Origin of the sequence: Hymenobacter crusticola, assembly GCF_002154225.1 — a bacterium.
Classification (GTDB): domain Bacteria; phylum Bacteroidota; class Bacteroidia; order Cytophagales; family Hymenobacteraceae; genus Hymenobacter; species Hymenobacter crusticola.
Genome location: NZ_MTSE01000025.1, coordinates 39,743 through 61,641, shown reverse-complemented (window position 1 = coordinate 61,641; position 21,899 = coordinate 39,743). Strand labels below are relative to the sequence as shown.

Annotated in this window: 19 protein-coding genes and 2 tRNA genes; 8 read left to right on the top strand and 13 right to left on the bottom strand. The window is 52.1% G+C overall.

The window, feature by feature from the left end:
* The first annotated feature begins 274 nt into the window (after nt 1-274).
* On the top strand, nt 275-1,699 hold the full coding sequence (locus BXP70_RS25080; RefSeq protein WP_086596873.1) for an RtcB family protein: 1,425 nt from the start codon (nt 275-277) through the stop codon (nt 1,697-1,699).
* Nucleotides 1,700-1,742: 43 nt separating this feature from the next.
* Here the strand turns inward: BXP70_RS25080 and BXP70_RS25075 are convergent, their stop codons facing one another.
* A complete protein-coding gene (locus tag BXP70_RS25075) occupies nt 1,743-3,029 on the bottom strand; it encodes a hypothetical protein (protein WP_086596872.1) in 1,287 nt (428 codons plus the stop codon).
* A 1,284-nt stretch (nt 3,030-4,313) separates the two neighbouring features.
* Here BXP70_RS25075 and BXP70_RS29660 point away from each other — a divergent pair.
* From BXP70_RS29660 to BXP70_RS25060, 3 genes are all read left to right on the top strand, one after another.
* On the top strand, nt 4,314-4,760 hold the full coding sequence (locus tag BXP70_RS29660; RefSeq protein WP_143436673.1) for a hypothetical protein: 447 nt from the start codon (nt 4,314-4,316) through the stop codon (nt 4,758-4,760).
* Nucleotides 4,761-4,822: 62 nt separating this feature from the next.
* On the top strand, nt 4,823-6,409 hold the full coding sequence (locus BXP70_RS25065) for a hypothetical protein (RefSeq protein ID WP_143436672.1): 1,587 nt from the start codon (nt 4,823-4,825) through the stop codon (nt 6,407-6,409).
* Nucleotides 6,410-6,506: 97 nt separating this feature from the next.
* Nucleotides 6,507-7,676 (top strand): hypothetical protein, encoded by a 1,170-nt coding sequence (locus BXP70_RS25060; RefSeq protein WP_086596869.1) that lies wholly within the window; start codon nt 6,507-6,509, stop codon nt 7,674-7,676.
* Nucleotides 7,677-7,721: 45 nt separating this feature from the next.
* Here the strand turns inward: BXP70_RS25060 and coaE are convergent, their stop codons facing one another.
* The 8 genes from coaE to BXP70_RS25020 all read right to left on the bottom strand — a co-directional run bounded on the left by coaE (nt 7,722) and on the right by BXP70_RS25020 (nt 14,381).
* Complete coding sequence (gene coaE, locus BXP70_RS25055) at nt 7,722-8,315, bottom strand: dephospho-CoA kinase (RefSeq protein WP_086596868.1); 594 nt, start codon at nt 8,313-8,315, stop codon at nt 7,722-7,724.
* Nucleotides 8,312-9,280 (bottom strand): YbbR-like domain-containing protein, encoded by a 969-nt coding sequence (locus BXP70_RS25050; protein WP_143436671.1) that lies wholly within the window; start codon nt 9,278-9,280, stop codon nt 8,312-8,314. Before BXP70_RS25050 ends, coaE begins: the two co-directional genes overlap by 4 nt.
* A 12-nt stretch (nt 9,281-9,292) precedes the next feature.
* On the bottom strand, nt 9,293-9,607 hold the full coding sequence (yajC, locus tag BXP70_RS25045; RefSeq protein WP_086596866.1) for a preprotein translocase subunit YajC: 315 nt from the start codon (nt 9,605-9,607) through the stop codon (nt 9,293-9,295).
* A gap of 99 nt (nt 9,608-9,706) precedes the next feature.
* On the bottom strand, nt 9,707-10,210 hold the full coding sequence (locus tag BXP70_RS25040; protein ID WP_086596865.1) for a DUF1573 domain-containing protein: 504 nt from the start codon (nt 10,208-10,210) through the stop codon (nt 9,707-9,709).
* 197 nt (nt 10,211-10,407) lie between these two features.
* Nucleotides 10,408-11,409, bottom strand: a complete 1,002-nt coding sequence (locus BXP70_RS25035) for an isocitrate/isopropylmalate dehydrogenase family protein (protein ID WP_086596864.1) — start codon at nt 11,407-11,409, stop codon at nt 10,408-10,410.
* A 117-nt stretch (nt 11,410-11,526) separates the two neighbouring features.
* Nucleotides 11,527-11,838, bottom strand: a complete 312-nt coding sequence (locus BXP70_RS25030; protein ID WP_086596863.1) for a YtxH domain-containing protein — start codon at nt 11,836-11,838, stop codon at nt 11,527-11,529.
* A gap of 165 nt (nt 11,839-12,003) precedes the next feature.
* Nucleotides 12,004-13,203: a transcription antitermination factor NusB gene (gene nusB, locus BXP70_RS25025; RefSeq protein ID WP_086596862.1), complete on the bottom strand. Its 1,200-nt coding sequence runs from the start codon at nt 13,201-13,203 to the stop codon at nt 12,004-12,006.
* A gap of 86 nt (nt 13,204-13,289) precedes the next feature.
* Nucleotides 13,290-14,381, bottom strand: a complete 1,092-nt coding sequence (locus BXP70_RS25020) for a Glu/Leu/Phe/Val dehydrogenase dimerization domain-containing protein (RefSeq protein ID WP_086596861.1) — start codon at nt 14,379-14,381, stop codon at nt 13,290-13,292.
* 297 nt (nt 14,382-14,678) lie between these two features.
* On the opposite strand from BXP70_RS25020, the gene BXP70_RS25015 reads away from it, so the two are divergent.
* Nucleotides 14,679-16,466, top strand: coding sequence for an ABC transporter ATP-binding protein (locus BXP70_RS25015; protein WP_086596860.1), 1,788 nt, complete (start codon nt 14,679-14,681; stop codon nt 16,464-16,466).
* 86 nt (nt 16,467-16,552) lie between these two features.
* On the opposite strand, the gene BXP70_RS30040 is transcribed toward BXP70_RS25015, so the two are convergent.
* Entirely contained in the window at nt 16,553-16,789 is a 237-nt protein-coding gene (locus tag BXP70_RS30040) for a T9SS type A sorting domain-containing protein (RefSeq protein ID WP_179197833.1), read from the bottom strand.
* A 624-nt stretch (nt 16,790-17,413) separates the two neighbouring features.
* Between BXP70_RS30040 and BXP70_RS25005 the strand changes: the two genes are divergently transcribed.
* The 3 genes from BXP70_RS25005 (at nt 17,414) to BXP70_RS24995 (ending at nt 18,548) form a co-directional block, all read left to right on the top strand.
* A tRNA-Pro gene (locus BXP70_RS25005) sits at nt 17,414-17,487 on the top strand.
* Between the two features lie 107 nt (nt 17,488-17,594).
* Nucleotides 17,595-17,668: transfer RNA gene (locus BXP70_RS25000), tRNA-Pro, on the top strand.
* Nucleotides 17,669-17,846: 178 nt separating this feature from the next.
* A complete protein-coding gene (locus BXP70_RS24995; protein ID WP_086596858.1) occupies nt 17,847-18,548 on the top strand; it encodes a hypothetical protein in 702 nt (233 codons plus the stop codon).
* Nucleotides 18,549-18,616: 68 nt separating this feature from the next.
* Here BXP70_RS24995 and BXP70_RS24990 read toward each other — a convergent pair whose 3' ends face one another.
* The 3 genes from BXP70_RS24990 to truA form a co-directional block, all read right to left on the bottom strand.
* On the bottom strand, nt 18,617-19,141 hold the full coding sequence (locus tag BXP70_RS24990) for a hypothetical protein (protein WP_086596857.1): 525 nt from the start codon (nt 19,139-19,141) through the stop codon (nt 18,617-18,619).
* 27 nt (nt 19,142-19,168) lie between these two features.
* Nucleotides 19,169-20,953 (bottom strand): ABC transporter ATP-binding protein, encoded by a 1,785-nt coding sequence (locus BXP70_RS24985; RefSeq protein ID WP_086596856.1) that lies wholly within the window; start codon nt 20,951-20,953, stop codon nt 19,169-19,171.
* A gap of 112 nt (nt 20,954-21,065) precedes the next feature.
* Nucleotides 21,066-21,854, bottom strand: a complete 789-nt coding sequence (gene truA / locus BXP70_RS24980; RefSeq protein ID WP_086596855.1) for a tRNA pseudouridine(38-40) synthase TruA — start codon at nt 21,852-21,854, stop codon at nt 21,066-21,068.
* Nucleotides 21,855-21,899 lie beyond the last annotated feature (45 nt).

Genomic DNA, 21,899 nt, shown 5'->3' with positions numbered 1-21,899 from the left:
CCTTCCCGCGCGACCCCCCGGGGCTGCTCGCATTTTTGCCCCCTACCCCTAGCGACACGCTGACTAAGAGAATATAACATCTTCAGCGTAATCGCTATTACAGATAAGACCACTTGCCGGTGTAAAACCAGTAAGTGGTTTTTGTTTATGTGCTGTTGCAGGCTAACGTGCTCTTTCACACCACTTGACTTGTTTTCCCTATAGCTCGGCTATAACCTAGCTAGCTTATCTATCGCTACACAAGGAAGAGCAATTACTTTTATTGGCCAGTGTAATGAACAAGCTACGCGGTAACGACCTACGTAAGATTGGCTTCCCGGAGGGCAAGTCGATTAACCTAGCCTTGGATATATTAGAGGATAAGCAACTGAAAAAGCTGGACAAGGGCAGCGCTTTGGCCTTATTACAGAAAGTTAAGGCAGATCCTTACAGTTATTTGCGCGATTCACTGTGGCGAGATTTAGCGAAGGAATTTATATCTGACTCAAACCGCAGTGTTGGTTTGAACCCTGAAATCAAAGATTATCGCCGGTACGGGGAGGCCTTTATTGAAGATGGTGCACGCAAGCAAATGGACATTGCTATGCAGTTGCCAGTCACCTTGGATGGCGCCCTGATGCCTGATGCTCACCAAGGGTACGGGTTACCTATTGGAGGCGTATTGGCAGTCGACAATGCAGTAATTCCCTACGGTGTGGGAATGGACATCGGTTGCCGGATGGCATTATCTGTTTTTGCGCTACCGCGCACTTACCTAGATCAGCGTACGCAAGAATTGAAGAAGCTCTTGCATTATCATACGCGTTTTGGAAGTAAAGAAATATTCAAAACTCCCACAGACGATCCGATATTGACGCGGCCAGAGTTCAAGGAAATCGCTATAGTGCGAAGCAAGCGTGAGGCGGCTATTAATCAACTTGGCTCATCGGGCTCGGGTAACCATTTCGTTGAATGGGGATTGGTTGATATTACTGCTGAAGACACAAGCCTAGGCTTGCCAATTGGCCAGTACCTAGGACTGCTTTCCCATAGCGGTTCGCGTGGACTCGGTGCAGCTATTGCGCAACATTATACCAAGGTTGCCATTAGCAAGTGTCCACTCCCACCAGAAGCACGCTACCTAGCTTGGCTAAGGCTAGATACTCAGGAAGGCCAGGAGTACTGGCGAGCGATGAACCTAGCGGGTGATTATGCATCCGCTTGCCACCATGATATTCATCGGCGCCTAAGTAATGCGCTTGGTGAGAAGCCCCTTGCGAAGGTGGAAAATCATCACAATTTTGCCTGGAGAGAGACGCTACCAAATGGTAGGGAAGCCATTGTTCATCGCAAAGGTGCCACGCCGGCTGGTCAAGGCGTATTAGGGGTCATTCCAGGCTCCATGACGGCGCCAGGGTTTATCGTGCGAGGGCGTGGTGAACAGGACTCTATTCAATCGGCCTCGCACGGAGCTGGTAGAAGAATGTCGCGCACCCAGGCTAAACAAAGTATATCGGAAGGTGAACTCCGTCGCTACCTACGCGACCAAGGTGTCGAGTTGATTGGAGGAGGGCTAGATGAGGCGCCGGTGGCTTACAAGGATATTCACCAGGTAATGGCGCACCAAAGGGACTTAGTAGATGTGCTCGGCTCCTTTACCCCGCGCATCGTACGCATGGATGCGGGGGGTAGCGGCAAGAGCAAGTATGGAGGAGAATAACTTCTTAAGCCTCTCCGTCTATCTCATATAGGAAGATGAGTCATTATGTGCCAAGGCGCGTAGCTTTCATCCTGCTTCGCACCCGATACCATACGATGATGGGAAACATCACCATAGTTGGTTCGGCGAAATAGCGCCAGCGAAAACCTACAAAAAACACCAGGCTCATCAGCCAAATTACTGCCAGCGGCAGCAGTAGCAATATATCTTGACGGTAAAAGCGTAATCCGTTGTAATGTAGCGCAGTGAGTAGCATGGCTAATACAAAAGCTAGGTGCACAGCAGCTGTAATTGGATGATATGCCGTGGGGCCCGCATCGGAGATGAAGTTTTCGGGAGAAAAGAACAGGGCTGTTTTTCGAAACCAAAGCCTTGCTTCAGCACCTGGATGCGTACGTACCCAATACCAAGCTAAACGGGCTCGTGCCTGGCTCTCTTGGTATTGATCTAATTTGTCGATGTTTGGCTGATACCTGTGCACGAACTGACTTAGGGGTCCTTTAGGCTCATCCCAACTGTACATGAAGCGGCCTTCGGTAACTGAATTGTGCCCTTGTAGGAATTCAAACCCAGCCTGATTGCTAAGCACGTAAGCACCGAATAGCTGGTGGTTTTTCCGTAAAATGGGCCAATGCGCCAAGCTCACCATCACCAAGGTCAGAAGGCCTAGCTGCCAAACGGAGCGATGCAACCTAGCTTGCACGCGCCACGTGAGGAAAAACCAAACGGCAAACAACAGCCCATATACCGCTAGCAGATAGCCGCGGAGCAAGCACGAAATAGTCACGGATCCAGCTATCAAGAGGGCATTTGCGACGTTCAGAAGACGACCATCGTAGAGGCGCACTAGCTTGTACATCACCAAGATCAGGAGTGGTACGGTTAGATTTTCGTACCAGAAATAAGCTCCTATATAATAGATTGCTGAGGGATATACAGACCATAAGCCCGCCCCACTCCACGCCGCTGCTGATCCGACGCCATAATAAGCCAAGGTGCGCTGTACGTAGAAAATACCTAATAAGTAAGTGGCTAGCGTAAGGGCGAAAACAAGTAACGTAAAGCGATGCTTAAGTAAACCAGCCTTTTGCCAAGCAACATAAACGAACACGGGGAAGGTTGCGTGAAAAGCATCGGGGCGAAACTGCTGCCGGCTGGCATCGTAGTGCACGTAGCCACGCCCTGCCAAGTAGTTATCGGCAATACGACCGTTGCGACGCTCATCATAATTCCATTCCAAGCCAGGATTCAGATGAATGAGAAGTATGAGCTTAAGCACAACCAGCACAAGCGCCACCGGCCACACAAAGCGAGGAATAGACTTAATCATGTGGGTAGAATAGTCTCTACTGGCTAAAGTATTCGTGCCAAGGTAGGATGGATAGCTGTAGCTTCCGTTAGGAGTTTTGGTAAATGACGATTGTTGCAGGATACTTGCCGAATGATAGCTAGGTCTCGCTGGCGCCACTGGGTAACAGGCGCGTTCTTTGGAATACTCGTGCTTACAGGCGTACTGCTACACCACGATTATGGCATGTCGTGGGATGAGGAGAACAACCATCTAAATGGGTTGGTTAGCCTCAAATACTTGGCCCAAGTAGTAGCGCCCGACTTTGCCCAACGTCAAGCGCTTACTCATCCTTGGATACCTGAGCTTCGACAGTTCCCAGACAGCGACCATGGACCAGCCTTCGAGATGGTAGTGGCCCTGCTAGGGTACTGCCTGACTAACGGAGACTCACAGGCAATATATTATCTACGACACTTGTGTGTGTTTCTCACTTTCGTCGCTGGTGTGTGGGCATTATTCCAGATAGGGCAAATGCGCTTTCGGGACTGGCGGTGGGCACTGCTTGCAGCGGGTATGCTTGTGCTATCACCACGCTTTTTTGCCGAAGCCTTTTACAACGGGAAGGACATTGTATACATGGCACTGTTTACGGTGTCTATTTATACCCTACTCCGGTTTGTACATCGTCTTACACTACCCAGTGCTGTGCTTCATGGTTTGGCCACAGCGGCTGTTGTTGACATTCGCGTGCAAGGACTTCAGGTGACCTTATTTAGTGTTCTGATGCTATTTCTGGTCAGTACGCGTCAAGAAATACCCAAATCGGTCATACTGCGCCTAACTATAGGTTACCTGCTAGCTACCAGTGTGTTCGTTTTTCTTGGCTGGCCTTACTTATGGGCTACTCCACTACCGGAGCTTTTGAGCGCTGTGCCTCGAAGCAGCCATTATCCTTGGCCATTCTCAAATTTATATTGGGGTAAATTCTTGTCTGTTAAGCAGCTGCCCTGGCATTACGTTCCTGTTTGGATTCTCATCACAACTCCTTTGCCATACGTGGCAGGTGCTATCCTAGGTGCTCTTGTATCGCTACGAAACATGTGGCGCGCCAAGCATCACACGTGGCATTTTCATATAGACCTGTTGGTGAGCATTTGGCTATTCGCGCCTATCGCGACTGTAATGCTACTGCACGTAGCCATCTATGAAGGCTGGCGTCATTTGTACTACCTCTATCCAGCTTTGCTCTTGATGGCAGTTCGTGGCTTTCAGGTGCTTTACCGTAGCAGTCAATACAGGTCACCTGTACGATATCTTGCCGTAATGCTTCTGGTTTGCGCCCTAGTAGAAACAGGCCGCACAGCCTTTCGGATGGTGCAAATGCATCCACACCAGCAGGTGTACTTCAGCTTTCTACCCGCTCACACAGCCGAACGCCTCTTTGAGCGTGATTACTGGGGACTCTCCTACCGGCAAGGGCTAGAATGGATTTTAGCCCACGACCCAGCGCCCCAAGTAAGCGTAACGGTAGTGTGGCCTACTCCGCTCTATAACAACTCCCTGATCCTCTCTCCAGCTCAGCGCACGCGCCTACGCTATGTGCCCCGAACCGCACCCGGCTGTCACTATTTTCTGACGGCGTATCGTTGGCATCCCCAATCGTATCGCGACAGCCTAGGTCGGGAAGTGTATACCGTGCGGGCCGGAAAGCTAAAAGTGCTGTCAGTATTCGACTGTCGAAATACGCACTATTACCAGCAAACGAAATAATAACAGCTCTGACTAGCTTTCTTAACTTAGGAATAAGCCCCCGCTTTCTTCTGCCTTTTCCAGTGCGTTCTAATTCTACTTCTTCTGCTCCGTGGATCGTTCGTTTGTTCTTCGGTTTGCTCCTTGCGCTGGGCCTGCTAGTGTACCGGGACTATGGGGTTTCGACGGATGAGGTCGTGCATCACCTCAATGGGATGGTGAACGTGAAGTACATCGGTCAACGCTTGGCGCCCGAGCTAGCCCGCCACCAAGCTTCCTACGCTAGCATCCCTGACTTAAACGGCTACGTTGATAACGACCACGGCGTGCTTTTCGAAGCACCAGTAGCGGTACTGAGCTTGCTACTCACTCACCACGACTCGCGCAGCTATTACTTCATGCGCCATCTGCTGATCTTCCTGACGTTTGTGGGCGGAACTTGGGCATTATTTCAACTCGGCCGGCTTTGCTTTCAAGATTGGCGGTGGGCGTTGCTCGGGCCTCTTCTGCTGATAGCATCACCGCGCTTCTTTGCCGAGGCGTTCTACAATGGGATGGACATCGTGTTCATGGCTGCTTTTACCCTGGCTATGTACACGCTTGTGCGCATGGCGCAGCAACCTAGCTTCGGACGCGTTATACTCCACGGCCTAGCTTCGGCCGCTGCTATTGACGTACGCATCGTTGGGTTGCTAACGATTGGCTTTACTCTTGGTATTGTGGGGCTGGTTCTTGTGCAGCGTACTAGTAGCCAGCTCACGGCACCACGCCTGGCGCCAACGGCCTATACACGGGCTATCCTGCTTTACCTAGCTTTCACGCTGTTGTTCATGGTGCTAGGCTGGCCATACTTGTGGGAAGACCCACTGGGCAACTTCAGCATGGCGCTTGCTCGCATGAGTCGTTTCCCGTGGATGGGCAGAAACTTCTACTTCGGGCAGTACTTGCGGGGCAGCGAGGTACCGTGGCATTATGTTCCCGTCTGGATTTTTATCACCACTCCCCTACCCTACACCATCGCGGCTATTGTAGGGGTGTTTTCCTGTGGCCTAGCTTTCCTTCGTGGCAAGAGCCGCTTTATTGATCTGCTACTTATCGGCTGGGTGCTTGTGCCCCTAGCTCTCATTATTGCGCTTCATTCCTCCGTGTATAACGGCTGGCGCCATCTTTATTTTATCTACCCAGCGCTGCTTTTGTTGGCGGTACACGGCATCCGCACGCTTCGCTACCTAGCTGTGCACCGTCGGGCTTGGCGCCCGGTGGTGCTAACGATAGCCTTGACCGCAGGCCTGGAAGTAGGGCGTACCATCGTGCGCATGATTCAAATGCACCCGCACCAGCAAGTCTACTTCAGCGTTCTGCCCACTCGGGTAGCAGAAGCCTGGTTTGACCGTGACTATTGGGGCCTTTCATACCGAGCGGGTCTGGAGTGGATTTTAGCCCACGACTCGACGCCCCTGCTGGTGGTTACGTCGCCCCGCCCCGACTTGATCTACAACAATTCGTTGATCCTGCCTGCTGCCCAGCGCCAGCGCTTACGAATCGTTTACCCCGATCAAAAGCACCAGTACTTGCTCATTCACTACGCCCCGCAGGACAGTAGCCTAGGTCGGAAAATACATACGCTTTACGCCGGTGATTTGCCTATTCTGACCATTTTTCGCCGCTGATTTAACGTTGCGTTTTGCTCGCTGCAATATTTTACTGAAGTGCTTTGTTTAGAAGAGCCGTATTTTGCGACTATTCTCTTTTCCTAGCCACCGCCTGATGCCGTTGCTTGAAGTTACCGATTCCCGACGTGCGCGTCAGTTCCTCGATTTGCCCGCTCGTCTATACCGAGATCATCCGCAGTGGATTTCTCCCCTCGATGAGGAAATTGAAGCTGTATTTGACCCCAAACGAAACCCGAACTTTGCCCACGGCGAAGCTATCCGCTGGATTCTGACAAACGCTCAAGGGGAGGTTGTCGGCCGGGTTGCGGCCTTCATCAACCACGCCACGCCCCAGCCAGATGCCGACTTACCTGTGGGCGGGATGGGCTTTTTTGAATGCATTGATGATCAAGCCGCCGCCAATCAGCTATTTGATGCTTGTCGTGCCTGGCTTGCGGAGCGGGGCATGGCGGCCGTTGACGGTCCCATTAACTTCGGAGAGCGTGACCGGTTCTGGGGATTACTGATAGCGGGTTTCACTGAACCCAACTATGGCATGTTCTATCATGCGCCTTATTATCAGCTGCTCTTCGAACGGTACGGCTTTCAGGTGTACTTCAAACAATACACCTGCCACCGGAGCGTAGCAACGCCTTTACACCCTAGCTTTCAGCGGGCCGCCGAGCGGTTCGCCCAAGACCCTAGCTACCGGTTTGCGCACGCCGTTGGCCGCAGCGCCGAGCAGATGACGTACGATTTTCACCGCGTTTATAACCTAGCTTGGGCGAATCACTCGGGTGTAAGCGCTATGCCGTTGGAGAAGGCGAGGAAGCTGGTAAACCAAATGAAGCCCGTCCTCGACCCGCGGCTACTCTGGTTTGCTTATCATAACGACGAGCCTGTGGCTTTTTTCGTGAGCTTGCCCGAACTCAATCAAATTTTTAAGCATGTAGGCTCCAAGCTCAACTTGCTCGGTAAGCTGCGTTTCCTGTGGGAGCAACGGCAATTCCGGCGCCGCCAACCGAAAAAAATGTTCGGGGTAATCTTTGGCGTAGTGCCTGATTACCAAGGACAAGGCGTCGAATCTGCTATGCTGGTTCATGCCCAGCAGGAGTTTATCCGGGCCGGGTACACCGACATTGAGATGAATTGGATTGGGGACTTCAACCCCCGCATGCTCGTCCTGACTCGCTCCATTGGAGCACACATCTACAAAACGCACGCGACTTACCGCAAGCTCTTCGACGAAAACCGGCCTTTTGAGCGTTGCCCCATCATTCGGTAAGCTGCTCGCCTGCTAGGTTTATAACAAACCTAGCAGCTTGCTATCCTAGCTTGTAAGGGTTGTATGCAAGGCTAGCACCTGCGGAATAAGCAGTTGCGTGTCATCGTTGTAGATGATATAATCAGCCCGGCTTAGCTTCTCTTCTTCACTCAGCTGCTTACCCACAATTGTAAGAATATCGTCGGCGGTGCGGTGCGGGTCGCGACGGAGCACGCGGGCCTGTCGGAGAGGCAGCGGGGCAAAAACAGTGATGATACGGTCGAGCTGCCGGTAAGCGCCCGATTCGTAAAGTAAGGCAGCTTCTTTCAGAACGTATGCGTGTCCTGCTTGCTGCCGTTCCGCGGCCCACTGCTCAAAGTCGCGCCCCACGTAAGGGTGCACTAGCTGATTGAGCCGCGTTAGCTGCGCCGGATCGTTGAAGGCTGTGCGCGCTAGGTACGTACGATTCAGCTGGCCGGCCGCGTCAAACGTTTCGGCGCCGAAGGCTGCTACTAGTTCGCTACGCAGAGCTACATCGTGCGCCATTAACCACTTCGCCCGGAAATCGGAATCGTAGACGGGCACACCGAGCACTTGAAACAGCCGGCAAACAACGCTTTTGCCCGAGCCGATACCGCCAGTAATTCCAACACGCATCATGGCTGCCGCACTTTAGAAACCCGCACCGTGTGCGTCAGGGTGCTCACCCCGCGCGTGAAAGCCGGTACTTGCGAAACAATAGGTTGCAAACGGGTGTGAGGGCCTTCGAACGGTTGATATTGCAAGAGCACATGCAACTGACCTAGGTCTAGCTGCGCGGTATCCTCTGGGAAGCACTGAACCTGCACGCGCACGGTCTGAGGGGTTAGCACAAACTGACTGTCTGGTGGAAAGCCATGTAGCTCAGGCGCTATGGTCACTACTTGCGTGATAAGAGGCCGGGGTTGTAATCGCACGCGCACCGCTCCTACATTGGTGCGCACGAGCGCTGGGCCGCCAATGGGTACGCTGATGTCACCGTTGCTGCTACCAGCCGGGGCCTGGGGCAGGTGTACCGGATAAGGATTACTCAGTCGGTCGACGGTGCCAGCGGGGCCCTCAAACACCACGCTAGCAGGTGTAAACTGAGCCGCGTAGGGTAAAGCCGAGCCATTGGCAGCGGGGCTAAGCGCAAGTGGAATTTTGCGTCGTACACGCCGGTCAAACTCGACCCATAGCGTGTCGGTCAGCATGTAATTGAATTGTAAGCCTTCCATCGAAGCTTGCAGCACCGGCCGCAGCGTGGTACCCGTGACAAAACGGGTGGCCGGCAGGCGGCGCAAGCGCACCTCGGCGGGCTTCACGTCAATCATGAGGTTTTTGCGTAGCAGCTTCCACCCACGCCCCGTGACGTTTACTGCTACTTCGGTGGGTAATGGACTCAGCGGTACATACTGCCGGGTGTTGTACTGCCACACCACCGGGTACGTGATACGGGTGGTGTACGTCTTATTCAAGGCATTGAGCAGCCAAAAGGTGGAGGCTGCCAGAAAGCACGCCGTTACTGCTCGCCAATAGCCGCCCTCCTGTCCTGAGAAAGGACGAGTAAACCAGCGCAACAGACGAACAGTACGAATAAGCGGCACACCAGTGACATATTAAGGGTTGACGGCAGCAGGTGTTTTAGAACCAAACTCACGCGCAATGGCCGTTCGGTCGAATTTCAGGCGTACTCCTTTGTCTACTTCAACGATAACAGCATCATCGCTCAGGTCGACTACTTTGCCGTGAAGCCCGCCAATAGTTACGACGGAAGCACCTTTGGCCAACGACTCCCGAAACTTTTTGGCTTCGCTCGCACGGCGCTGTTGTGGCCGGATCATGAAGAAGTACACGACTAAAGCAATAGCAACCGGAAATATCAGCTGCGTGATGCCTTCACCCGAGACCTGTAGAAGAAGAGCAAGGAACATAAAATGCAAATGAGTAAATGAAAGTAACGGAATAGCTAAATAACTGAGTGACACCGTTCAATAACTCCCTCAGCTACTTAGCCGTTGTCCGCTGATAAGCTATTCTGCGATGTTAGCGCGAATCGCTATTTGAGTGATAGAAGGTTGGGTGTTAGCCCGGATGCTTACTTGCTTGTTTTGCAAGCCCGATTTGCCATGGCTGTCAAACTGTACGTCGATGGTGCCCTTTGCACCAGGGGCAATTGGGTCTTTCGTCCAGTTAGGTGTTGTGCAGCCGCAGGAAGCCGTAGCGTTTTCGATCAGCAGCGGCGACTTGCCAGAGTTTGTGAAGCTGAAGGTATGCTTCACCACTTCCCCTGGCTTGATATCGCCGAAGTTGTACTCGGTTTCCGCGAACGTCATCACCGGTGCATTCGGGTTGGGTGCTTCGGTTTCGCTGGCAACATTCGGGTTATCAACAACGGGGTTGGCGGCGGCATCACCAGCGGCGGTGGCAGCTGCGTTCATTCCCTCCGTACCCACTTCGGTAGGCTTGTCACGGTTGCAAGCACCTAGCAGTAGCGCACTGGAGAGCAGAAAAGCAGAACAAAAATTGCGTTTCATATAGCAAGAGCGTCAGGAATTTACTGACTGACAAAGTAAAGTTACAGTTAAAAAGCTAGCTCCCCTTCTTTTAGAGGAGCCGGAGATACATAAGCCGGCACTAGAAGGCTAGCAGCAAAAGCTAGCTCTCTTGCACAGGCAGAATCATCTTCGGTCTCCGCAAAAAAGAAGGAGAGCTAGCTTTTATTGGTTCAGCGCTACGCCAGATTATCGATGATAGCCTGCGCAAACTCGCTGGTCGACGCCTTGCCACCTAGGTCGCCGGTGCACTTATCTTTTTGCTTCAGCGTAGCATTCAGCGCTTGCTCGATGCGGTCGGCATACCCAGCTTCGCCAATGTGGTGCAGCATCATCAAACCGGAGCGGAGCATCGCCGTGGGGTTAGCTTTGCCCTGGCCCGCAATATCCGGCGCCGAGCCGTGCACAGCTTCAAAAATAGCTGTGGTGTCGCCGATGTTTGCGCCCGATACTACCCCTAGGCCGCCTACTAAGCCCGCGCAAAGGTCAGAGAGGATGTCACCGAAGAGGTTGGTGGTCACAATAACATCAAACTGCTCGGGCTTATTCACGAGCTGCATGCACATGTTATCAATGATTTTGTCTTCGAAGATAATGTCCGGGAACTCCCGTGACACTTCTCGGCAGGCGTTGATCATCATCGAGCCAGCCAGCTTCAGAATGTTGGCTTTGTGCGCCAAGGTCACCTTCTTACGGCCATGTTTGGCCGCGTAAGCAAACGCTGCGTAGCAGATCTTATGGCAGCCTTCAAGGGTGATGCGCGAAATAGAATCGGCAATACCTAGGCGCTCATCATACACTTCAAGCCCGGAGTACAAACCCTCGGTATTCTCCCGAAACAGCACCAAGTCGATGCCCGAATAGCGGCTAGCGATGCCTTCCGTCGTTATGGCTGGTCGTACGTTCTGGTACAGGTCGAACCGCTGGCGCAGGGTGATATTGATGCTACGGAACCCCTTGCCTACGGGAGTTGTCAGGGGACCTTTCAAGCCTACTTTGTTGCGCTCCAACGAGTCGAGCAAGGCCTGGGGCAGCAATTCTCCTGATTGGTCAAACGTCGTTTGACCAGCGTTCAATTCTTCCCACTGCACTGGTACTTGCGCAGCCGCAAAAATATCCTTGACCGCCTGTGTGATTTCCGGACCGATGCCGTCACCGGGAATGAGCGTGATGGTATGCATTGGCTATGCCGAGTAATTGAGTAATTGAGTAATTTCTTTTAATAACAAGTAGCTGAGCTACTGAGCTTTCGTTCAGAAAACGATTTCTCACTCAGTTGCTCAGCTACTTGGCGCAGCCTACAACGTCCGACGAGAGTTAATCTGGTTGATGAGTTGATCGACATCACCGAGCAATTGCTCCGCTTTGTCCTTGGCTTCGCGAATAACCTTTTGGCCTTCCGACTTCGCCGACATCGGGCCGACGTCTACGCGGCTAGTGACGAGACTTTCGGTGAGGTCAGCCAGCACTTCGCGGTAACGCTCTAGCTGATAGCTTAGCCAGCTGCGGGTTTCACGGCCTTTTTCGGGGGCGTACAGAATGCCGATGGCAGCTCCCGTAAGAGCGCCGCCAGCAAAGCATAGAATGCCGGTAGTGGTTTTGCTACCCATTTTTTTAGAAGTGAATATTGAAAGGAAGAGAGTACAAAGAAGAAGAATTTTAGCGGGTACCGTAGCAAGTACGTACGCAGATTCTGGAAAGGAGATGAAGCAACACCGTTAACTCAACCAATCAGCTAGATAGTAGTTTCTACTACCTAGCTTTTTCGCAGGCGTTTACTGGTTGTCTAGCAAGCCTCGACCCGACTTACGGATGGCACCGCTGGCTGTCAGATCCTGCGCTAGCTTATCCAGAATACCGTTCACAAATTGCTTGCTTTTCGGCGTGCTGTACAGCTTGCTGATTTCGATGTATTCGTTGATGGTCACCTTCACTGGAATGCCACGGAACAGGTGCATTTCGCACAGCGCCATCTTCAGAATAATCTTATCGATGAGGGCTACCCGTTCCACATCCCAGTTCTGCACCGACTCGGCAATAAGCTTTTCGTACTTGGCGTCGTCAGCTAGGGTCTGCTTGTAGAGGGCTTCGGCAAACTCTTTATCTTCTTGCCAGTTCGCCGACAGCGACATCAGCTCCATATTCTCATCTGCCGCTTGGTCAAGCATCTTTAAGGTCTTGATCACCAAGTTCTTCACTACCGGCCGGTTTTCTTCCCAGTTCAGGTCGTCGTTTTCTAGCTGCGCCGGTAAGATTTCCCCTTTGAAGATGAAGTTCTTGTACAAGTTCTTCAGTAGCTCCTGGTCTTCCGCGTAGCGAGCAGCTTCGTCGGAGCTAGGTGGCGTAGCAAGGTAGCTTTGGAATTCGGCGTCGAGCTTGATTTCAGTACGCCACGCTTTGCGCAAGGCATCCATCTCCTCTTCGCCATGCCACCGCAACGAGCGGCGGATGGTCAAGTCCTGGAGTTGCTTGTTGGCAATGAGCTTTTGCAGCGCTAGGTTTTCTTCAAAGCGCGTAGTATCCAGCGGCGCTTCTTTGGAGGGCGTGAAACGACGCGATTCGCGGTTTTTCTCTTCCTCAATTACTTGAAGCAGCGCTTCTGGTAGGTTGAGCAAGTGAATGTACTGGTTGTGAATACTTTCGGCAGCCGTTACCATTTGCCCGCCGAAGAAGGTAGCATCCTTCGCTACTTGCTTCTGGTAGTACTTAATGGCGTCAGCCACGGCGTCGTTCACGTCCGTATCGTCCAGCTTTTCCGGCTCCTCGCCGGTTTTGTGCCACTCCTTGAAAACAACTTCGGCCATCTTCCGCTGACCTTGCAACAGCTTGCGGTCTTGCGGTTCGGGAGAATTTAAATCGGGCGCGAAAGCATCCGCAATGCGGTCATTAGCCAGCGAAAAATCGGACCCGACGGCCTGGTGATAGGCGTACAAGGACTGCATGACCTTAATGCGAAGCGTGCGACGGTTGAGCATGAGAGTTGGAAACTGAGTGACTGAGTGGCGGAGTAGCGAAGTGAGTCGTTGAACATCACTTCGCTACTCCGCCACTCAGTCACTCTTTAGTACGTTGATTTTACCTTACCAAGGGAGGCAATGCGCTCCTTGGCCTGCCGAATGGCAGCTGCTTGGGGGTGACTTCCCTCCTGCTCGGCTTTGTCGAGCACTTGCCGGGTGAAGTCGTAAATTTTTTCGGTTTGGGTTAAGGCACTTTGGCGATTAGAGCCAATTACTTCAGAGTATACATTGATCAGGCCGCCGGCGTTGATCAAAAAATCGGGGGCGTACACAATGCCGCGCTCCACCAGAGCCGGGCCGTGTACATTTTCGTTTTCGAGTTGATTATTAGCGCTGCCCGCAATGACTTGACATTTCAGGCGGCCGATGGTGTTGTCGTTGATGGTGGCACCTAGGGCGCACGGCGAATAGATGTCTACGTCTTGGTCGTAGATCTCCTCTAAGCCAACCATTGTCGCGCCAAAGCGGTTCGCTGCATCCAGCGCCCGGTCCTCGTAATAGTCAGTCAGTACTACATGGGCGCCTTCCTTAGCAAGGTGCTCTAGTAAGTATAAGCCTACGTGGCCTACGCCTTGCACCGCAACGCGCTTACCAGCTAGGCTGTCATTGCCATACACTTTCTTCACGGCCGCTTTCATGCCCATGTACACTCCATAGGCCGTCACGGGCGAAGGGTCGCCGGAGCCGCCGCTGCTTTCGGGCAGGCCAGCCACGTGGCGCGTTTCCATCCGAATGTACTCCATGTCCTTGGTGGTCATGTTTACATCTTCGGCCGTGATGTACTTACCATTCAGGTTATTTACGAAGCGACCAAACTTGCGCAGCAAGGCCTCCGTTTTCTGGGTGCGCGCATCGCCGATAATGACGGCTTTGCCGCCCCCTAGGTTTAGGCCCGAAATAGCCGCTTTGTACGTCATACCACGCGAGAGGCGTAGCACATCGTGCAAGGCTTCTGTTTCGGAGGCGTAGTGCCACATGCGCGTGCCGCCAAGGGCAGGGCCTAGCACGGTGTTGTGAATGCCAATGATGGCGCGGAGTCCCGTCTCGTGGTCGTGGCAAAATACCACTTGCTCGTGTTGGTGCTCAGCGATTTGTCCGAAGACCGACGTGTCGGTCGCTTCTTGAATTTCAACCATGGGTGGAAAGTTGAAAGGGTGGGAAAATGGGTGGGAGGATGGGTGAGGGCAATACGGTACGCGGTTGTTGTATCTTTGTCGATAACACCCCTATTGTACGTAGCTCAAAGCAACTTTGGTGGAACCGTAACAAACGGCAGTCGTTCATCAATACGTGGCTCAGCAGGAGTGTACAACCCGTTAAACCGAGTGCAAAAGTAACCTGATTTTTCCTGATTCCTTTCCTATACGACCAACCTAGGGCTAGTTCTTGCTGTTACCTCTAGCCTGTTGTTGTCTCGCTTTAAGCCTCTCTCCGTGCGCGCTATTGCCTCTACTAATAAGTATATTCTTCGCTACAAATGGCATTTCCTCGGTGGCGTGCTATTCGTGGCGCTGTCGACGCTACTTGCCATTTTCCCAGCTCAGATCGTGCGTTATGCCTTCGATCTGGTTGGCGAAGGCATCGACCTATATCACCTCTTCGCGGGTACCCAAGCCCAGAGCGGCGTGTATCAGCTGTTCGGCCGCAACGTGCTGCTCTATGGCACGCTTATCGTCATCATGGCGCTCTTGCGGGGGGTGTTTCTGTTCTTCATGCGTCAAACGCTCATCGTGATGTCACGCCTGATTGAGAACGACCAGAAGAACGAAATCTTCCAGCACTATCAGTCTTTACCGCTCAGCTTCTACCGCCGCCACAACACCGGTGACCTCATGTCGCGCATCAGCGAAGACGTGGGTCGCGTGCGCATGTACATCGGGCCGGCCATCATGTACTTTCTGCAACTCGTGGTCTTGTTCGTGCTCATCGTGCCGCTTATGCTCATGGTAAACGTGAAGCTGACGATCTACACGCTGCTGCCCTTGCCGATTCTTTCGGTGAGCATCTTCTACGTGAACAACCTGATCGAGCGCAAGTCCGACGAGATTCAACGCTCCTTGGCCGACATGACCACGTTCGTGCAGGAAGCCTTTTCGGGTATTCGGGTCTTGAAATCTTTTGTGCGGGAGGAAGACTCGCATCAGAGCTTTGTGCGCGCTAGCGACAACTACAAGGAAAAGTCGCTGAGCCTGAACTTCGTTAACTCGTTGTTCTTCCCCTTGATCATGTTCTTGGTGGGCATTAGCACCATCGTTACGGTCTGGGTTGGTGGCCAAGAAGTAATCCGTGGTACCATCACAACGGGCAGCATTGCTGAGTTCCTGATTTACGTAAACCTACTTACTTGGCCCGTCACGGCCCTAGGGTGGACGAGTAGCTTGGTGCAACGCGCCGAGGCCTCACAAGCTCGTATTAATGAATTTCTCCACCAGAAAACTGATATTGTCTCGCGGCAAGATATCCGGCAGGAAATCAAAGGTGACATCATTTTCGACCATGTCACGTTCACTTACCCCGACACGGGTATTCAGGCCTTGAAGGATGTGTCGTTCCGCATTCGCCCCGGTCAGACCCTAGCCGTTATTGGCAACACTGGTTCAGGCAAGAGCACCATTGCAGCGCTCCTCTGCCGTCTCTACGATGTGACGGCCGGCAACATCAAAATAGACGGCATCGATGTGCGCGACTTCAGCCTCGACTCGTTGCGCGCCCAAATTGGCTACGTACCGCAGGACGTATTCCTGTTCTCCGACAGCATCCGCAACAACATCAACTTCGGCCTCGATAACCCTACGGAGGAGAAGATGCAGCAAGCGGCGAAAGATGCTAATGTGTACGAAAACATTATCCGCTTCCCCGAAGGCTTCGATACCAAGCTCGGCGAACGGGGTATTACGCTTTCGGGCGGGCAGAAGCAGCGTGTGAGCATTGCTCGCGCTCTAGTGAAAGAGCCTAAAATTCTGATCCTAGACGACTCTCTCTCCGCCGTTGACACGAACACCGAAAATGCTATTCTGAACAGTCTTCAGCGCATCATGGCTAACCGTACCAGTCTCATTATCTCGCACCGGGTGTCATCGGTGAAGTTGGCTGATGAGATATTGGTAGTCGATGACGGCGTAATCGTGCAGCATGGCCCCCACGAGGTACTGATGCGCCAAGAAGATGGCCTGTACCGTGCCCTCTACGAGCGGCAGCTACAAAGCGAAGACGCCGCCTAGGTTTAGGTTCTACGCACGACACAAGCAAAAGGCGCCTCGAACCTAGGTTCGAGGCGCCTTTTGCTTGTGTTTAATCAGGCAGGCTTCTATTCCAGCATCAGGCGCTTGGCTCCTTTGCGCGTACCGGAGGAGCACTGCACAATGTACTGTCCTGTTGGCAAACGGCTTACATCTAGTACGGCCGCTCTATTACCCGTAATCAGGTCGCGTGTAAGGACCGGACGGCCATCGGCGTCGTTGATTTCCACGCGGGTTGGGCCTGCAGAATCGGTGCGCACCGAAAGCCGCTTGGTAATGGGGTTTGTGTCTAAGGTAATTTTCAAAGCATCCGATGATGGTTTAGCAGTTTCCATCTTTTCGGTAATAAGTGCGGACGTTTCTGCAGGCTTAGTTGCATCAGCAACAACTAGTTCCGTAGCCGTTGTAGTAGGTTTTGTCTGTGCCTGGCTAGTTTGTCCCCATAAATAAGTGGTTGCTAGACAGACCAACAGCATAATCGTTTTCATACACATTGTTAACAAGGGTAAAACTGGCGTGCGAATAGGTAATGCAAAAATATAGAACAAATATTATATTTTATACACATAAACATTTTAAATAGCTTATGCATATGGCTAGACTACAGTCTAACTTCTATATCCTAGTCATCACCTATGTCAATTATGAGTTATCATGCACATAGAATGCCGTATTTTTTGATACACTATGCTCGCTATTCTGATTTCGATGAATCCTTTTAGCAACTCGTTCAACCATAGCATTTGCCCCCATTAGCTTATCCAAGCGTGGTTATTTGTCTACTTGCCAATACTTACCTATTACCAGCCAACACATAATACTCTCTTAATCAACAGTTTGAATAACCCAGGTATTAAAGCCAAAATATTTATCTAGCCTCTGATTGCACAGCACGTGTATTTTATTTTACCTTTGTGCCTCAACTCTATCGGGGTGTAGCGTAGCCTGGTATCGCGCCAGCATGGGGTGCTGGAGGTCGTAGGTTCGAATCCTGCCACTCCGACGGAAGAGCTTCCGGCTCTGAAAGCCTCTGGACTTAGGTCCGGAGGCTTTTTTCGGCCGAAAGAATTTTGCTTGAATAGCCGTTGTGTCTAGGCCACACAATGTATTCGGGGTGTAGCGCAGCCCGGTAGCGCGCGTCGTTCGGGACGACGAGGCCGTAGGTTCGAATCCTGCCACCCCGACTTTATTGGTAGCCATTATGAGAAACGCCCGTTGGATCTAAGTCCAGCGGGCGTTTCTGCTTTTACCATTGCGAGTTCAAAAAGAGTTAAACAATAATTATTATATAATGATGTTTAAGAAATGTAGCGACCTCGCCAAGTAAATCCTTTTCATTCCTATTTAATCTCTAATGTTTTCATGGAGAAATTTCTTCTAAGCGCCTTGGTGACAGGCGCCATCTTTACAAATGCACAAGCTCAAATCGCGACTGGTACTACAATGATGGGAGGCAATCTCAATTATTGGGGGCCGACTAGTAAGAATGATAATAATCAAGCTGGCTACAGTAGCACGACTAAAAACAAGCAATTTGAGATCAGTCCTATTGTTGGACGCTTTATAGCAGAGAATCTAGCGATTGGTATAGATGCAAGATTCAGTTTCAGTAAGACTAACTCCCATTATCCTATTTTCTCTTCTAACTACACCTTCGCTGGAGAGTATTATGAGCAGATACAAAAAGGACGTAGCATTAATGTCGGACCAATAATACGCTACTACAAATTTGTGAGCGAAAAAGCTGCTTTTTATGGTCAGTTTAGCGGGGGCTATACCAATAATTATATTTCCAGCTACACATCGGCGTTTTCAAACGAAGGCATCTATACCCCTAGCACTAGTGGCAGCACACGTTCAGAAGGCTTCTACGGCCAAGTATCACCTGGCTTTGTATTCTTTCCGATAAACAAACTTGGACTAGAGCTATACTTACCGGGTTTGTCATATAATCGCCTTATAGATAAAACTGATGACAGTAAGCGCGTCGATGCATCCTTAGGTGCTAATTTTGGTTTACGCTACTTGCAAATGGGTGCTTTCTTCTACTTAGGCAGAAGCTAGTTAATTATTTGGCAAATAGAGAAGCCACGTGGATAAAGGCGTGGCTTCTCTATTCTATCTAGCGCCTATTACTCAACCACCGCGAGCACCTCCGACGGTCCTTCTTCCGCGAATTGCTCCAAGTACACTTGCCGCAGCTTCAGCTTTTGCTGCTTGACAACCTCCTCAATGGCTGGGTAGAGTTTGTTGGGAGCTAATAAGTAGCTGGTCGTTGTGCGAGCTTGAACTACGCGTTGTCCGGCGGGAAACACCCGGTAACGGTAGCCGTCGGGCTTTTTTTGGCTGGTAGTGTCAGCAACGATAAGCCCAACAAAGGCTTTCACGGTATCGCGCGTCAAGCTAGGATCATTGTAGTAGATGTTGGCTAGCTCGCCTCGCACGGCCCCGCTAGCACGGAGCTGTTGGGCTTGGCGAAACAACGGCCCGAAGGCTTCGTCGCGCACCGAGCCATTGTAGTATTGCCCTATCAGAAAAACAGGTTTAGCCGTCGTGATTATTGCCACATCAGGCTTACGAAAACCACCTAGGTAGCCATACACTACCACGCCCGCAGCCGTCAGGAATAGAATAGCAAGAAAAATCCAACGTGTCATCTTAACCTATCAATGTGGATCAATACGCTACTCCATCGGCGTGCTGAGCACGTCTTTGTACTGCATCTGGTAAAGCTGAGCGTAGAAACCACCTAGGCGCAGCAGCTCATCGTGGGTAGCACTTTCCTTGATTTCGCCCCGGTCGAGCACGATGATGCGGTCGGCCTTCTGGATGGTGCTGAGGCGGTGAGCAATGACCAGCGACGTGCGGCCCTCCATCAGCTTCTCAATAGCTTCTTGAATCAGTTCTTCCGTCTCGGAGTCGACTGACGATGTAGCTTCGTCGAGGATAATGATGCGCGGTTGGTACACCATGGCCCGTACAAAAGAGATAAGCTGACGCTGTCCTACTGAGAGCGTAGCGCCACGCTCCATCACTTGGTACTGCAAACCACCAGGCAGACGCTCGATAAAGCGCTTCGCCCCGACTAGCTCAGCAGCTTCCCAGATCTGCGCCTCCGTGATATCCTTGCTACCTAGGGTGATGTTGTCGGCGATGGTACCGGCGAAGAGGAACACATCTTGTAACACGATACCAATGTGGCGGCGCAGCTCCTTCAGGTCGTAGTCGCGCAAGTCGTGGCCATCGACCGTGATGGTGCCTTTGTTGATCTCGTAGAAGCGGCTGAGCAAGTTAATGATGCTGGTTTTGCCCGCCCCGGTGGCACCTACAAAAGCGACAGTCTGGCCGGTATTAGCTTCGAAGCTGATGTCTTTGAGCACATACTCCTCGTCGTTGTACGCAAACCAGACGTGGTCAAATTTTACATCGCCGCGAATGTCGGCGGGCGCATAGGTGCCATTATCGGCAATAAGCTCCTTGCTATCGAGCAGACGCAAGAGACGTTCGGTACTAACCAGACCTAGCTGGAGCGTATTGAAACGGTCGGCTATCTGCCGGATGGGGCGAAAGAACAGGCCGTTGTACATGATGAAGGCGATCAGGGCACCTTTGGAAATGGTGCCTTCGATTTGTCCTTGCGCCGCGTACCACACCAGCAAGCCAATACCAATGGCACCTAGCACCTCCGCCACGGGGTAATACACAGAGTAATACAGCACCGAACGAATGTTGGCGCGGGTGTGCTCCTGGTTGATCACCTTGAATTTGCTGTATTCGCGTTCTTCGTTATTGAAGATCTGCACTACGTTCATGCCCGTGAGGTGCTCCTGCACAAAGGCATTGAGGCTAGCTACAGCCGTGCGAACTTCCTGAAATGAAGTTTTTACTTTCTCCTTGAACACATACGTACTGAAGATCAACGGCGGAATCACCGACAGGCTTACCAGCGTCAGGCGCCAATCGATGTAGAACATAAAAGCCATGATGAACACCAGTTGGAGGATGTCGCCAATCATGGCGGCTAAGCCTTCGCTGAATACATCCGAAAGCGTTTCAACGTCGGAGATATTGCGCGTTACCAGCACACCAATGGGCGTACGGTCGAAGAATTTTAGCCGCAGGTTTAGGATGTGCTGGTAGAGATTCACCCGAATATCGCGCACAATATATTGCCCTAGCCACCCGCCGTAGTAGGTCTGGAGGTAGCTCACGATGGTATTTGCCACCAGCAAGACCATCAGCAGGACGAACATCTTGTTCAGGCCGATCATGTCGCCTTGCTCAATGCTCACGTCAACCATGCGCTGAATCAGGAACGGGCGAATAGTGCCGAGCACAGCCGTGGCTACCGTCAGGAAAATTAGAAAGTAAAAGGTGCCCCGGTAAGGCTTCACATACCCGACCAAACGGCTCAGCACCTGCCAGTCGAAAATATTACCGGTTTTAGTAGCGGTGGTTGCTTGCTCCACGAGGCGAGATACAAAGAATACAGTACAATAAAGAAGTAACTAGCCTAGCTAGCACAAGGTTGCAACACGAGTAGGTAGAATGGGCGAGTTGGTGAGCCCAACTGCTCTCAAGCTAGACCGCAAGGTACGGCATTGCCTTGGGTATCAGTTCAGCCGGCACTAACTCCGACGGATATTCAACCCGACTTAAAAAGAGACCCGTCGCTGGCGCAGCGCCACTGGCAGCTATCCGGCTCTGAGCAGCGAAGATCTCCCCGAAAGCGGCGGCCGTCAGCTTGCCCCGCCCCACACTCAGCAGCGTTCCGACTACCAACCGTACCATACCCCGCACAAAGCGATTGGCTCGAATACGAAATACCAAACCGCCGGGCGTTGGGTGCCACTCCGCTTCGTAGCACACGCAGACGTAGTGGGTTTCGGCTCCTTTTACTTTTGAGAAGCTGGTGAAATCACGTGAGCCAAGCAGCAATGCCGCTGCTTCATTCATGGCGGCTACATCCAGCGCCCGATCGAGGTAGAGGCTATGTGCCACCCGAAATGGATTAGGTGTCAAGCGCACGTAATACTCGTAGGTGCGGGCGTTGGCATCGAAGCGGGCGTTGGCGTTATCGGGCACTGGATGCAACGCTAGCCCCGCAATGTCGGGAGGTAGCGCACGGTTCAGGCGGTAGAGCACCGTAGCTAGGTCCAATACTTCGGCAATGTCGGCGCTGAAGTGCGCCACCTGATGGCTCGCGTGCACGCCCGTATCGGTGCGGCCACTTCCTAGCGTGCTGATCGGTTGGCGCAGCACCTGCGACAAACAACGGTTGACTTCCTGCTGTACCGTAATAACCCCGGGCTGCACTTGCCACCCGTGGTAGTTGGTGCCGTCGTACGCGAGGTGTAAGAAATAACGCATGAAAGAACTTATCGATGATCAACTAACAGTGCGCAATGAGCCTTG

Coding starts and splice junctions, on each gene's coding strand:
- BXP70_RS25080 (WP_086596873.1), top strand. CDS start 275: ATGAACAAGCTACGCGGTAACGACCTACGTAAGATTGGCTTCCCGGAG.
- BXP70_RS25075 (WP_086596872.1), bottom strand. CDS start 3,029: ATGATTAAGTCTATTCCTCGCTTTGTGTGGCCGGTGGCGCTTGTGCTG.
- BXP70_RS29660 (WP_143436673.1), top strand. CDS start 4,314: ATGCTTCTGGTTTGCGCCCTAGTAGAAACAGGCCGCACAGCCTTTCGG.
- BXP70_RS25060 (WP_086596869.1), top strand. CDS start 6,507: ATGCCGTTGCTTGAAGTTACCGATTCCCGACGTGCGCGTCAGTTCCTC.
- coaE (WP_086596868.1), bottom strand. CDS start 8,315: ATGATGCGTGTTGGAATTACTGGCGGTATCGGCTCGGGCAAAAGCGTT.
- yajC (WP_086596866.1), bottom strand. CDS start 9,607: ATGTTCCTTGCTCTTCTTCTACAGGTCTCGGGTGAAGGCATCACGCAG.
- BXP70_RS25040 (WP_086596865.1), bottom strand. CDS start 10,210: ATGAAACGCAATTTTTGTTCTGCTTTTCTGCTCTCCAGTGCGCTACTG.
- BXP70_RS25035 (WP_086596864.1), bottom strand. CDS start 11,409: ATGCATACCATCACGCTCATTCCCGGTGACGGCATCGGTCCGGAAATC.
- BXP70_RS25030 (WP_086596863.1), bottom strand. CDS start 11,838: ATGGGTAGCAAAACCACTACCGGCATTCTATGCTTTGCTGGCGGCGCT.
- nusB (WP_086596862.1), bottom strand. CDS start 13,203: ATGCTCAACCGTCGCACGCTTCGCATTAAGGTCATGCAGTCCTTGTAC.
- BXP70_RS25020 (WP_086596861.1), bottom strand. CDS start 14,381: ATGGTTGAAATTCAAGAAGCGACCGACACGTCGGTCTTCGGACAAATC.
- BXP70_RS24995 (WP_086596858.1), top strand. CDS start 17,847: ATGGAGAAATTTCTTCTAAGCGCCTTGGTGACAGGCGCCATCTTTACA.
- BXP70_RS24990 (WP_086596857.1), bottom strand. CDS start 19,141: ATGACACGTTGGATTTTTCTTGCTATTCTATTCCTGACGGCTGCGGGC.
- truA (WP_086596855.1), bottom strand. CDS start 21,854: ATGCGTTATTTCTTACACCTCGCGTACGACGGCACCAACTACCACGGG.